The 12,569-nt window shown below is 56.0% G+C and carries 9 protein-coding genes and 2 tRNA genes; 6 read left to right on the plus strand and 5 right to left on the minus strand.

The window, feature by feature from the left end:
• The first annotated feature begins 1 nt into the window (after nucleotide 1).
• From ACR0I7_RS05175 to ACR0I7_RS05190, 4 genes are all read left to right on the plus strand, one after another.
• The gene (locus ACR0I7_RS05175; RefSeq protein WP_480509087.1) at nucleotides 2-1,042 is read left to right on the plus strand and encodes an enoyl-CoA hydratase/isomerase family protein; all 1,041 of its coding nucleotides are present in this window, start codon (nucleotides 2-4) and stop codon (nucleotides 1,040-1,042) included.
• A 3-nt stretch (nucleotides 1,043-1,045) separates the two neighbouring features.
• Complete coding sequence (gene mmsB / locus ACR0I7_RS05180; protein ID WP_480509089.1) at nucleotides 1,046-1,918, plus strand: 3-hydroxyisobutyrate dehydrogenase; 873 nt, start codon at nucleotides 1,046-1,048, stop codon at nucleotides 1,916-1,918.
• A 99-nt stretch (nucleotides 1,919-2,017) separates the two neighbouring features.
• Entirely contained in the window at nucleotides 2,018-2,341 is a 324-nt protein-coding gene (locus ACR0I7_RS05185; protein ID WP_480509091.1) for a hypothetical protein, read from the plus strand.
• A 132-nt stretch (nucleotides 2,342-2,473) separates the two neighbouring features.
• The gene (locus tag ACR0I7_RS05190) at nucleotides 2,474-3,130 is read left to right on the plus strand and encodes a site-2 protease family protein (RefSeq protein WP_480509093.1); all 657 of its coding nucleotides are present in this window, start codon (nucleotides 2,474-2,476) and stop codon (nucleotides 3,128-3,130) included.
• A 30-nt stretch (nucleotides 3,131-3,160) separates the two neighbouring features.
• Here the strand turns inward: ACR0I7_RS05190 and uvrA are convergent, their stop codons facing one another.
• From uvrA to ACR0I7_RS05210, 4 genes are all read right to left on the minus strand, one after another.
• On the minus strand, nucleotides 3,161-6,019 hold the full coding sequence (gene uvrA, locus ACR0I7_RS05195) for an excinuclease ABC subunit UvrA (RefSeq protein ID WP_480509095.1): 2,859 nt from the start codon (nucleotides 6,017-6,019) through the stop codon (nucleotides 3,161-3,163).
• 165 nt (nucleotides 6,020-6,184) lie between these two features.
• Nucleotides 6,185-6,261, minus strand: a tRNA-Asp gene (locus ACR0I7_RS05200).
• Nucleotides 6,262-6,313: 52 nt separating this feature from the next.
• Nucleotides 6,314-6,390 (minus strand) — tRNA-Asp (locus ACR0I7_RS05205).
• Nucleotides 6,391-6,628: 238 nt separating this feature from the next.
• The gene (locus ACR0I7_RS05210; protein ID WP_480509097.1) at nucleotides 6,629-6,856 is read right to left on the minus strand and encodes a hypothetical protein; all 228 of its coding nucleotides are present in this window, start codon (nucleotides 6,854-6,856) and stop codon (nucleotides 6,629-6,631) included.
• 196 nt (nucleotides 6,857-7,052) lie between these two features.
• Between ACR0I7_RS05210 and ACR0I7_RS05215 the strand changes: the two genes are divergently transcribed.
• On the plus strand, nucleotides 7,053-8,639 hold the full coding sequence (locus tag ACR0I7_RS05215; RefSeq protein ID WP_480509099.1) for an APC family permease: 1,587 nt from the start codon (nucleotides 7,053-7,055) through the stop codon (nucleotides 8,637-8,639).
• A 52-nt stretch (nucleotides 8,640-8,691) separates the two neighbouring features.
• Here the strand turns inward: ACR0I7_RS05215 and lon are convergent, their stop codons facing one another.
• The gene (lon, locus tag ACR0I7_RS05220; RefSeq protein ID WP_480509101.1) at nucleotides 8,692-11,100 is read right to left on the minus strand and encodes an endopeptidase La; all 2,409 of its coding nucleotides are present in this window, start codon (nucleotides 11,098-11,100) and stop codon (nucleotides 8,692-8,694) included.
• Between the two features lie 297 nt (nucleotides 11,101-11,397).
• Here lon and ACR0I7_RS05225 point away from each other — a divergent pair, with 297 nt between their 5' ends.
• Nucleotides 11,398-12,561 (plus strand): sugar-transfer associated ATP-grasp domain-containing protein, encoded by a 1,164-nt coding sequence (locus ACR0I7_RS05225; RefSeq protein ID WP_480509103.1) that lies wholly within the window; start codon nucleotides 11,398-11,400, stop codon nucleotides 12,559-12,561.
• Nucleotides 12,562-12,569 lie beyond the last annotated feature (8 nt).

Below are 12,569 nucleotides of genomic sequence, written 5' to 3' on the forward strand. Positions count from 1 at the left end.
CATGCCAGACATCGACATTCGCATCACGGGCCGTGCCGGACGGATTACTCTGACACGCCCGCAGGCTCTGAACGCGCTCAGCTATGACATGTGCATGGCCATCGACGCCGCGCTGCGCAACTGGCGCGAGGATGACGCGGTCGACCTGATTGTCCTTGATGCTCAGGGCGACAAGGCGTTCTGCGCTGGCGGGGATATCGCCGAGCTGTATGACACGGGAACCAAGCGCGATTTCGCCTATGGGCAAACCTTCTGGCGCGATGAGTACCGCCTGAATGCGATGATCTTTGAATACCCCAAACCGGTCGTCAGCTTTCTGCAGGGCTTCACCATGGGCGGCGGTGTTGGAATTGGATGCCACGGCAGCCACCGGATCGTCGGAGAAAGCTCTCAGATCGCAATGCCCGAATGCGCGATTGGCCTTGTCCCTGACGTGGGCGGCTCGCTCATGCTGGCGTTGGCACCGGGGCGGATGGGAGAGTATCTGGGCACTACCGGTACACGTATGCGCGCAGAGGATGCAATCTATGCCGGGTTTGCCGATCTCTATATCCCACAATCGACATGGCCCGATCTTATCCAAATGCTCGAGGCATCCGGGGATGCCGAGATGTTGTCAGCCCATGCCGAAACCCCCGCCCCCAGCGCGCTTAAACGGGCGCAGCCTGACATCGACCAGCATTTCGATGGTGAAACCTTTGGCGATATTCTGACCAATCTGCGCAATGGGGACACCGATTTTGCGCAAAAGACGTTGGGGGCGCTAAGCCGCCCCTCGCCTCTTGCCATGGCCTGCGCTGTAGAGATGTTGCACAGGTTGCGTGGCCCCCTGCTGACGATGCGCAAGGCGCTGGAACTGGAATACCGCTATACCTATCGCGCGATGGAGCACGGAGATTTTCTGGAAGGCATACGCGCCCAGATTATCGATAAGGACCGAACCCCGAAATGGCAGTTTCCGGACATGAAAGTGCCTGCGGTTTCTGTTTCGAGGATGCTGCAGCCATTGGGCGCAAACACACTCAGCTTTGAGGAGGGATGAGAGATGAGAATTGGCTTCATCGGACTGGGCAATATGGGCGCGCCCATGGCGGCGAACCTTGCCAAGGCAGGGCATCAGGTACACGGGTTCGATACCGCGCAGATCGCAGCCGAAGGTGTGACGCTGATGGAAAGTGCAACCGCTGCGGTCGAGGCCGCCGATGCTGTGATTACGATGTTGCCAAACGGCGCGATCCTGCGCGCCGTGGCAGATCAGATCATTCCGCAGATGCAACCCGGCGCGGTGCTGATCGATTGCTCGACCGTAGATGTGGACAGTGCCCGGGCTGTTGCCAGCCAGGCCGAATCTGCTGGTCTTATGTCCGTGGATGCTCCGGTCTCGGGTGGCATCGGTGGTGCGGCGGCAGGAACATTGACCTTCATGGCGGGTGGATCCGAGCCCGCCTTTGCCAAGGCCAGCCCCCTGTTTGATATCATGGGGCAAAAGGCGGTCCATTGCGGTCAGGCAGGTGCGGGGCAAGCCGCCAAAATCTGTAACAACATGATCCTTGGCGTAACCATGATCGCGACATGTGAGGCGTTTGCACTGGCCGACAAGCTGGGTCTTGATCGCCAAAAGATGTTCGATGTGGTCAGCACCTCGTCGGGTTATAGCTGGACCATGAATGCCTATTGCCCTGCTCCGGGTGTCGGCCCGCAAAGCCCTGCGGACAATGGATATCAGCCCGGCTTCGCGGCAGAGCTGATGCTCAAGGACCTGCGCCTCAGCCAGCAGGCCGCTGAAAGCACGGATGCCGATACGCCTATGGGCGAGGCCGCGACGGCGCTTTATGAGCAGTTTGTTGAACACGAAGACGGTCAGGGGCAGGATTTCAGCGCCATGCTGCCTCGGTTCGAGCAACGTAGACGGTCATAACCGTTCGGCGATATCTCGCCCCGAGGTTTGACACACAGCCTGCGAATGGCCATCTGATGAGCGAACAGCAACGGGCGGACCGAACACAAGGACAGCGATATGACCAAGCTTTTTATGACCACAGTAGCGTTGCTTGCTCTGTCTCTGACGCCCGCCACCGCGATTGCCAAGAACAAAGGGGGACACTGTCCTCCGGGCCTCGCCAAAAAATCGATACCATGCGTGCCGCCGGGCCAGGCGAAGAAGATCTATGGCACGGGTGATTTCATTCGCGATGACTATCGGTGGATTAACGACCCCTACCGCTATGGGCTGAACCGCAACGACTATTATGTCCGCGCGGGCGACTATGTCTATCGGGTCGATCCGGAAACTCGGAAGGTGCTGAACCTGATTGGCGCGGTGGCGGATATTCTGAACTAGTGTGGCAACAGCTCGACCCGGGCTTGATCCCGCGCGGGCCATGAGCGAAAAATCTTGATCACTATGGGAACGCGTTCCAACTTTTGACGCAATTTAACGTCACTAGACTCGTCATTCTTCTGAGGATTTATGATGAGTAATGAAAGCCTGCTCTTTGAGTTCCGTGGTCCATGGAATATCCCAATACAATTCGGCCAAAGCCTGATCTTTCTGATTTTGATCATCGTGGGGTTCAATTTCGACCCTGCTAGCCTGCCCTATGCACTTGGATTCGCGGCGATTCTGATCGGCTCGATCCTGCTGCATGAACTGGGGCACGCCTGGGGATGCATGGTTCAGGGCGTGCCCGTAAGCCGTGTGGTTCTCTATGGCGGCGGCGGGTTTTGCGAGCCTCGCCGGTCGACCTCGTCTTATGAAGATGAACTGATCGTCGCGATGGGCCCGATCGTGAACCTGACCCTGTGGGCTGTCTGTTCGCTGGCCGAGCCTTATGTTGCCTCACCTGTGCTGGCCTGGGTTCTGATCGTCACGGCCGAGCTTAACCTCTGGCTGGCGCTGTTCAATCTGCTGCCCTTGATGCCGCTGGATGGCGGGCGGCTTTTGCACGCAGGCCTCAATCGCATCGTAGCACCTGCATCAGCAACCCGGATTGCCGGATTTGTCGGGCTGATCGGGTTCTTGCTGTGGATACCGCTGATGATTTTTGCCTATGTCAGCTTTGGTTTTATCTTTCTGTTCTTCCCGCCGCTGCTGCGGCATTGGCAGATGTTCCGATACGCCCGTTACTGAATGCGCGCAGCGTCAAAGGCGCGGTAGAGATCACTCTGCCGCGACGCGCGCATCATCCAACATCTGTTTCAGGTACCGACCTGTATGGCTGCGCTCGACGGTTGTGATCTGCTCGGGCGTCCCCGCAGCGACGATCTCGCCGCCACCGTCGCCGCCTTCGGGGCCTATGTCTATGATCCAGTCAGCGGTTTTAACCACATCGAGATTATGTTCGATGACGACCACCGTATTTCCCTGATCAACCAGCTCATGCAGCACTTCCAATAACTTACGGACATCTTCGAAATGCAGACCCGTTGTGGGCTCATCCAGAATATACAATGTACGCCCCGTCGAGCGTTTGCTGAGCTCTTTTGACAGCTTAACCCGCTGCGCCTCACCACCTGACAAGGTGGTCGCCTGCTGCCCGACCTTGATATAGCCCAACCCGACCCGCGCCAGCGCATCCATCTTGTCACGGATCGATGGCACGGCTTTGAAGAACTCCTGCGCATCTTCCACAGTCATATCAAGGACATCCGCGATGGACTTACCCTTGAACTTGATCTCCAGAGTCTCGCGGTTATAACGTGCGCCTTTACAGGTCTCACAGGTGACATAAACGTCGGGCAAAAAGTGCATCTCGATCTTGATGACACCGTCGCCCTGACACGCCTCGCATCGGCCACCTTTGACGTTAAAGCTGAACCGTCCAGGCTTGTACCCACGCGCTTTGGCCTCTGGCAGGCCAGCAAACCAGTCGCGGATCGGGGTGAAGGCCCCCGTGTAAGTTGCTGGATTTGAACGCGGAGTACGCCCGATAGGCCGCTGATCAATGTCGATGACCTTGTCGAGATGCTCAAGCCCTTTGATGGTCTCGCAAGGGGCTGGCGTCTGCCGCGCACCGTTCAGACGCATCGAGGCTGTCTTGAACAGAGTTTCAATCGTCAGCGTTGACTTACCGCCGCCCGACACACCGGTTACACAGACAAATTTGCCCAGCGGGAACTCGGCGGTCACAGTCTTGAGGTTGTTTCCTGTGGCCTTGACCACAGTGACCTTCTTTTTGTTGCCCTTGCGTCGCTCGACCGGGACCGCAATCTCGCGCAGGCCCGAAAGATACTGGCCCGTTATTGATGCCGCGTCGCTGGTGATCTGCTCTGGTGTTCCATGGCTAACCACCTGCCCGCCATGCACCCCGGCGCCGGGGCCAATGTCGAACACATAATCCGCCTCGCGGATCGCCTCTTCGTCGTGCTCGACCACGATCACGGTGTTCCCCTGATCCCGCAGGTTCTTGAGCGTATCCAGCAGACGATCGTTGTCCCGTTGGTGCAGCCCGATAGAAGGCTCATCCAAAACGTACAAAACGCCCGTCAGACCGGACCCGATTTGGCTGGCCAATCGAATACGCTGGCTCTCGCCCCCTGATAGGGTTCCACTTGAACGTGATAGCGTAAGATATTCCAAACCAACATTATTTAGAAATCCAAGGCGCTCACGGATTTCCTTTAAGATAGCGCGCGCGATTTCGTTTTTTTGCGCGCTCAGGTGATTGGGCGCGTCTTCGATCCAGGCCAGAGCTTGCCGGATCGACATCTCAACGACCTGACCCACATGCATGTCAGCGATTTTGACGGCCAAAGCCTCGGCCCGCAGGCGATAGCCTTCGCATGTACCGCAAGGACGGTTGTTCTGATACCGCTCGAACTCCTCGCGTATCCAGGCGCTGTCGGTTTCACGATAGCGGCGCTCCATATTGGGTATGACGCCCTCGAAGCTGCGCGTAACCTGATAAACCCGGCCGCCTTCATCATAACGGAACTGGATTTCTTCGTCGCCTGACCCTCGCAGAAACACCTGCTGGACTTTCTTGGGCAAGTCTTTCCAAGGCGTATTCTTGTCAAATTCGTAGTGGCGCGCAATCGCTTCGATTGTCTGCAGAAAATAAGGGGATTTCCCTTTCCGCCAAGGCGCAAGCGCACCATCGTACAGCTTGAGTGTCTGATCCGGCACCACCAGCCGTTCATCAAAAAACAGCTCAACCCCCAATCCGTCACAATCCGGGCAGGCCCCGAATGGCGCGTTGAACGAGAACAGCCGCGGTTCGATTTCGGGAATGGTGAAACCACTGACCGGGCACGCAAAATTCTCGCTGAATGTAATGCGTTCCGGGTCACCTTCTTTCGGTGCGGTTTCCAGCACCGCGATACCATCTGCCAGATCCAGCGCCGTGCGCAAGCTGTCAGCCAGCCGAGTTTCCATGCCTTCCCGCACAACAAGCCGATCTACGACGACATCGATGTCATGTCGGAATTTCTTGTCCAGGACTGGCGGTTCATCCAGTTCATAGAACTCACCATCGACCTTGACGCGTTGAAAGCCCTGCTTGCGCAGTTCAAGGAATTCCTTCTTGTACTCGCCCTTACGATCCCGAACGATGGGCGCCAGAAGGTAGCCACGCGTCCCCTCCTCCATCGTCATGATGCGGTCCACCATGTCCTGCACCTGCTGCGCTTCGATGGGCTGGCCGGTGGCGGGGCTGTAGGGCGTCCCCGCGCGGGCAAAAAGCAGGCGCAGGTAGTCATAGATCTCAGTCACCGTTCCAACGGTTGAACGCGGGTTCTTGGACGTTGTTTTTTGTTCAATCGAAATCGCAGGAGACAGCCCGCTGATGTGATCTACATCGGGCTTTTCCATCATATCGAGGAACTGCCGCGCATAAGCCGAAAGGCTTTCGACATAGCGGCGCTGACCTTCTGCATAAATCGTGTCAAACGCCAGAGAAGACTTGCCCGAGCCCGAAAGACCCGTGATCACGACCAACTGATCGCGCGGTATATCGACATCAATGCCCTTAAGGTTATGCTCGCGCGCGCCGCGCACTTCAATATTCTTCAGCTCAGCCATTCCGGCCCCCAACAAACAAGTGACCTAGAGATAGGCGAGCTGGCTTCAAACTCCAACAGAAAAGTTAGAACGAAGTGTGAACAAACAGATTATTGCCGACACCTGCTGACATTCGCTGGCACCTGCCCCGAACGGGTCTACGTGATCTTGGGCAATTCAGGAAAATGGCGCGGTTGACGGGGCTCGAACCCGCGACCCCCGGCGTGACAGGCCGGTACTCTAACCAACTGAGCTACAACCGCGCATTTAGGGTCTATATGCGACCCGTTCACCCGGATCAAAGGCTGGCAGCGATGGCGCGGTTGACGGGGCTCGAACCCGCGACCCCCGGCGTGACAGGCCGGTACTCTAACCAACTGAGCTACAACCGCCCGCTGCCCGTTCGTTGTTGAACGTTGGGGTGTATTATGGGTACGCCCCGGCATCGTCAAGCGGCGTTTTCAAGTTTTTTGCCCGATCCCGATTTTTTCCACCCGATCCGGGTTTTCATCTACGCCGCATAGGCCTTGATCGTAGCTGTTGAAGAAAACGCACCCACTTTTGTTTTCAAATATTTAGGTGCCGACAACACATCCTGACGCCACCTGCACCCTGAAAACGGGCGACACGTCAGCCCCCGACATAGACCCCCTTTTTGGGGCGATAAAAAATCTTCTGATCGTGCAACCGCCCCAGAAGATCATGTGCCCTGCGCACAAAATCTTCGCGGGCTTCCCTGACCTCATCAACCTCATCAGACTGTGCCTGTGATCTGGATGCTATGACATGGCGCATCGCTTCTTCGATTAGATCCATGTCTTCGACTGAAAGTTCAAACAGATCGTTATATTGAGGCATGCTGGGGTCTCCTGGCTTGACGTTCTTCCAACTTGCCCCAAAGCCTGCATCTTTGCCAGCTTCGATAAAATCGGGGCTGTTCAGCTTCTACTCCGAAATTTCCTCATGATTCTGGCGGCTTGCCAGCTTTCGGGCGTGTTGCGTATGCTGAGGCGAATAGCCGCTGTTTCGGCGGATCTCATTAAGGGCGGTTCGCATGGCAGACCTAAAGCGCGACATTGGCCTTGTCGGACTGACGTTTATTTCGGTCGGCGGCATCATTGGCTCGGGATGGTTGTTTGGGCCATTGCTGGCGGTTCAGCATGCCGGGCCTGCGGCGGTTCTGTCCTGGATTATAGGCGCTGTGGCCATGTTCATTCTGGCCATCACCTTCGCCGAAATCTCAGCCATGTTGCCAATCCCCGGCGGCATCGCGCGGGTTCCCCAGTTTTCTCATGGGAACATCGTTTCAATGGCGATGGGTTGGACGGCTTGGATCGGCTATAACACCACTGCTCCTATCGAAGTGGAGGCCATGTTGAAATACCTGGGCCCCTATGCGCCCTGGCTGCACGCCGCAGATACGGGCGACCTGACAGGAGCCGGTGTCGCCGTGGCCTTGTTTTTCATGCTGCTGTTTGTCGCCATTAACGCGTTGGGGGTGAAATTTTTTGCGCGGGTGAACACGGCTTTGACATGGGCCAAAGTGGCCATTCCGATCGTTCTGTCCGTTCTGTTAATCATCAACCGCTTCAACGTCGAAAACTTTTCGACCCCGGATGGATTTGCGCCGTACGGGCTGAAAGGCATCATGGCCGCAGTCTCGACCGGTGGAGTGATTTTTTCTTTTATCGGCTTTCGCCATGTCGTTGATATGGCGGGCGAAGTGCGAAATCCCAAATTCGCGATACCCGCCGCACTGGTTCTGTCCATCATCCTGTGCGCCATGATCTATCTTAGTTTGCAAATTGCCTTCATCGGATCGCTTGATCACGCGATGCTGCATAGCGGATGGGCGAGCCTGAGCTTTGGCAGTCAGGGCCCGCTGGACGGTGTGATTATGTCAGTTGGTATCCTTTGGTTCCTGAGCCTGCTCAACATCGGTTCAATAGTTGGCCCCTTTGGAAATGGTCTGGTTTCGACCGGCTCAAACGCGCGGATCGCACTGGCGCTGTCCCAAAACGGGGTCCTGCCCCGCCGGTTGCAGACCCTGTCATCGTTTGGCGTTCCACTATGGGCGCTGGCACTGAATTTTGTGATCGGTATCGTTTTCCTTCTGACCGTGCCCTTCACAACCGTCATTGCCCTGAACGGCGCGGCCATTGTGCTGTCTTTTGCCGTTGGGCCAATCGCAGTCGTTTGCCTGCGCGATTTGTTGCCCGATCACCCTCGGTCGATCCGGATACCTGCCGTCAAGCTTGTTGGCCTCACCTCTTTCGCCATCGCAACACTGATTGTGTACTGGAGCGGTTGGGACACGGTCTGGCGGCTGGGGATCGCGCTGGCTGCCGGTATGGTGCTGTTACTGATCAGGTTTCATAGCCGGCTGGAAGAGATGGACGTCACCGAAGCGCTCTGGCTGGTGCCCTATATGGGCGGCATCGGGCTGATCTCTTACCTCGGCCAGTTTGGCGAAGGAGCACTGCGCCAGATACCGTTTGGCTGGGACATCCTTCTGTGTGTGCTGTTTTCGGCCGTGATCTTCATTCTGGCCGTACGATCCGCGCTGCCGCACCAGAAGTTCCGGCGCTATATCGCAGAAGAAGAGGTTCTGGACCCCAAAAAACCGGTGATAGGCTTCTGAATGCAATGAAGGCAGGGTTTTACACCCTGCCTTCGCTGTTTTCTCACACCCGTCAGTGGGCGGTTGCAGAAGGGCTTGCGCTCTCTGCAGCTTTGGTGGCTGCGGCAGCCGCTTCCTCAGCGGCCTCATCCCACTCAATCGCTTCTGGTTCACGCACCAGCGCCTGCTTGAGAACTTCAGACACGTGGCTCACCGGAATGATGGTCAGCCCTTCTTTGACGTTGTCCGGGATTTCGGCCAGGTCTTTTTCGTTTTCCTCGGGGATCAGCACTGTTTTGATCCCGCCACGCAAGGCCGCCAGCAGTTTCTCTTTCAGACCACCGATTGGCATCGCGTTACCGCGCAACGAAACCTCACCCGTCATGGCGATATCTTTGCGCACCGGAATGCCGGTCAGCACCGAAACGATCGAGGTCACCATGGCCAGACCAGCCGAGGGCCCATCCTTGGGCGTCGCGCCATCCGGGACATGGACGTGGATATCCAAGGTATCAAATTTCGGAGGCTTCACCCCGATCTGAGGCGAAATCGACCGCACATAAGACGAGGCCGCATCGATGGATTCCTTCATCACATCGCCCAGCTTACCGGTGGTCTTCATGCGACCTTTACCCGGCAGTTTCAGCGCCTCGATATGCAGCAGATCGCCGCCCACGGATGTCCAGGCCAGCCCGGTGACAACGCCGACCTGATCGTCCTGCTCGGCCAGACCATAGCGGAACTTGGGCACACCGAGGAAGTCATCCAGATTGTCGGGCGTCACCGAGACCGAATCCGCCTCTTTCTTGATGATCTTGGTCAGCGACTTCCGCGCCACTTTGGCGATCTCGCGCTCAAGGTTCCGCACACCCGCCTCACGAGTATAGGTGCGGATGATCTTCTGCAGCGCCTCGTCAGTCAGTTCAAACTCCTTGGCCTTCAGACCATGGTTTTTGACCTGCTTGTTGATCAGATGCTGCTTGGCGATCTCGCTCTTTTCATCCTCGGTGTAACCGGCCAGCGGAATGATCTCCATCCGGTCCAGCAGAGGCCCAGGCATGTTGTAGCTGTTCGACGTGGTCAGGAACATCACGTTGGACAGGTCATATTCGACCTCAAGATAGTGGTCCATGAACGTGCTGTTCTGTTCCGGGTCCAACACCTCAAGCATGGCCGAGGCCGGGTCACCGCGGAAGTCCTGCCCCATCTTGTCGATTTCGTCGAGCAGGATGAGCGGGTTCGTGGTTTTCGCCTTTTTCAGCGCCTGAATGATCTTACCGGGCATCGAGCCGATATAGGTCCGACGGTGGCCCCTGATCTCGGATTCGTCGCGCACACCACCCAAGCTGATGCGAATGAACTCGCGTCCTGTGGCTTTGGCGACCGACTTTCCAAGCGAAGTCTTACCCACACCCGGAGGACCAACAAGGCACAGGATCGGACCTTTCAGCTTTTTCGAGCGTTGCTGCACCGCAAGATATTCGACGATCCGCTCTTTGACTTTCTCAAGCCCATAGTGATCTGCGTCCAGAATGTCCTGCGCGCGGCCCAGATCCTTTTTGACACGGGATTTGGTGCCCCATGGCAGTGCCAGAATCCAGTCCAGATAGTTACGCACAACAGTGGCCTCAGCCGACATGGGCGACATGTTCTTGAGCTTTTTCAGCTCACCTTCGGCCTTTTCGCGTGCCTCTTTCGACAGCTTTGTTTCGGCGATTTTGGCTTCCAGTTCGGCGACTTCGTTGCTGCCGTCCTCACCATCGCCCAGTTCTTTCTGAATGGCCTTCATCTGCTCATTCAGGTAGTACTCGCGCTGTGTCTTCTCCATTTGGGTCTTAACACGCGTCTTGATCTTTTTCTCGACCTGCAGAACCGACATCTCGCCCTGCATCAGGCCATAGACCTTCTCAAGCCGCTCGCTGACCGACAGCGTTTCCAGCAGCTCCTGTTTTTGCTCAACTTCGATGCCCAAATGGCCTGACACAAGGTCGGCCAGTTTGGCGGGCTCAGCCGTTTCACCCACAGCGGCCAGCGCCTCTTCGGGAATGTTCTTGCGCACTTTGGCATAGCGCTCAAACTCATCCGCGACTGTCCGCAGCAGAGCCTGCGTGGTGGTCACATCGCCGGGAATTTCTGTCAGATACTCGGCACGGGCCTCAAAGAACTCTTCGTTCTCAAGGAATTCGGTGATCTGCACGCGTGCCTGCCCCTCGACCAACACTTTTACGGTGCCATCGGGCAGCTTTAGCAACTGCAGTACATTGGCCAACACACCCGCGCGAAAAATGCCATCCGTCTCGGGGTCGTCAACGCTGGGGTCCATCTGGCTCGACAGAAGAATCTGTTTATCATCCTGCATGACCTCTTCCAGCGCACGAACCGATTTGTCGCGACCGACAAACAGCGGAACTATCATGTGAGGGAACACGACAATGTCGCGCAGTGGAAGTACCGGGTAAGAGGAATTCAGAGGCTCTTGCATGCTCAATCCTTATCATTGGCAAGACAGCACCGGTCCCTGATCCAGGCAACCTTTGGCCATCTCCTATCTTGGACGGTAAAAATGGGCTTTCGAGCCGCATGTTTCAACCGTACGTAAATCGTATCGACATCAAAATGAACTGCCGTCGAGGGAAGAACAAGGCATGATTTTTCGAAACCATTCCGAACTGCGGCAATTGCCTTATAATCTGGCTTGAATGACCGAAGCGCCACAATTTAGACACATTCAAATATCTATTTGATCCCTAATTTGAATAGACACATTTGGACCAAATATATGACCCAACAGGGCGACCTTACAGCAGCAGAGATAGATCGCGCGGAATATACAAGAATCCGCAAACAGACTCTTCAGGAACAACTGGTGTACGCCGCTCGGAAAAGCGGTCGTTCCGCTTTAACAATCCAAAGAGATTTCAGTCGTCTAGAGCGTTCAGACTCCAAGCTCAACATGACCGAATTTCTGCTACACGGGATGCACTACGAAGGGCGATACACAGCGCAACAACTCTCTGAATTTATTGGCAACAAAATTCATTGGCCGATAGCCCATGCCTGCAACGACCCAGGGTGGCTTGCTGCTGCAGAAGACAAGGTCCTTTCTTACACGATCATGGGAGCTGATAACCTCCCTATCCCGCAGAACCTTGCCGTCATCGACACTAGCCAACGGACATTTCCCGAACTCAACAAGATCACGACCCCACAAGAATTAAAGAACTTGTGTCTGCCAGAAGCCGGCCAGGGTTTGTTCGGTAAAATCATCGGCGGCATGATCGGCTTTGGTGTGTTCAGGATCGAATCCGCCACGGAATCGGAACTGACCTGTACCGGCATCGGCCCCATTTCATACGATGACTTCTTTACGCAGGTCGTTGGCGACAACAGTTATCTCATTCAACGCCAGCTTCGCAATCACTCCGAGATTGCACCGTATGCATCAGCCCTGGCTACCGTTCGAATGATAAACCTTGTTCGGGATCAGGATATCTATGTGCCCATGGCCGCTATGGCTCTTTCTCAAGGCAACAACATCGCGGATGCATTCTGGCGCGACGGCAACATTGCCTGCGCAATCGATGTGCAAAGCGGAGAACTCACCACAGTTGCGCAAAGAGATGAATACGAAATCGTCTATTTAGATGATCATCCAAACATCCCCGGCCTCAAGGGACGGAAACTTCCATTTTGGGAGGAATTGAAAGAGATCAATGAGCGCGCGGCACGCCTTTTTGCGCCGATGCGGTATCAATCCACCGACATCGCGATCACTGAAACCGGCCCGGTCATCGTCGAAATCAACTATGGCTGCGGCTTCGGCTTGCCTCAGCAGGCAAGCGGGAAAGGTCTTTTGACAAAAGAAGTCAGATCGTTCTTTGAGAACTGCGGCTATGACTTCGCGGCCAAGCCCAAGCGAAGGTTTTCTCTGTTTAAACGATAGCAGAACGC

This window comes from Ruegeria sp. AM1 (genome assembly GCF_056540745.1).

Excerpts from the sequence above, each read along its gene's own strand:
- ACR0I7_RS05215 (WP_480509099.1), top strand. The coding sequence starts at position 7,053 with ATGGCAGACCTAAAGCGCGACATTGGCCTTGTCGGACTGACGTTTATT.
- ACR0I7_RS05185 (WP_480509091.1), top strand. The coding sequence starts at position 2,018 with ATGACCAAGCTTTTTATGACCACAGTAGCGTTGCTTGCTCTGTCTCTG.
- uvrA (WP_480509095.1), bottom strand. The coding sequence starts at position 6,019 with ATGGCTGAGCTGAAGAATATTGAAGTGCGCGGCGCGCGCGAGCATAAC.
- mmsB (WP_480509089.1), top strand. The coding sequence starts at position 1,046 with ATGAGAATTGGCTTCATCGGACTGGGCAATATGGGCGCGCCCATGGCG.
- ACR0I7_RS05225 (WP_480509103.1), top strand. The coding sequence starts at position 11,398 with ATGACCCAACAGGGCGACCTTACAGCAGCAGAGATAGATCGCGCGGAA.
- ACR0I7_RS05210 (WP_480509097.1), bottom strand. The coding sequence starts at position 6,856 with ATGCCTCAATATAACGATCTGTTTGAACTTTCAGTCGAAGACATGGAT.
- ACR0I7_RS05190 (WP_480509093.1), top strand. The coding sequence starts at position 2,474 with ATGAGTAATGAAAGCCTGCTCTTTGAGTTCCGTGGTCCATGGAATATC.
- lon (WP_480509101.1), bottom strand. The coding sequence starts at position 11,100 with ATGCAAGAGCCTCTGAATTCCTCTTACCCGGTACTTCCACTGCGCGAC.
- ACR0I7_RS05175 (WP_480509087.1), top strand. The coding sequence starts at position 2 with ATGCCAGACATCGACATTCGCATCACGGGCCGTGCCGGACGGATTACT.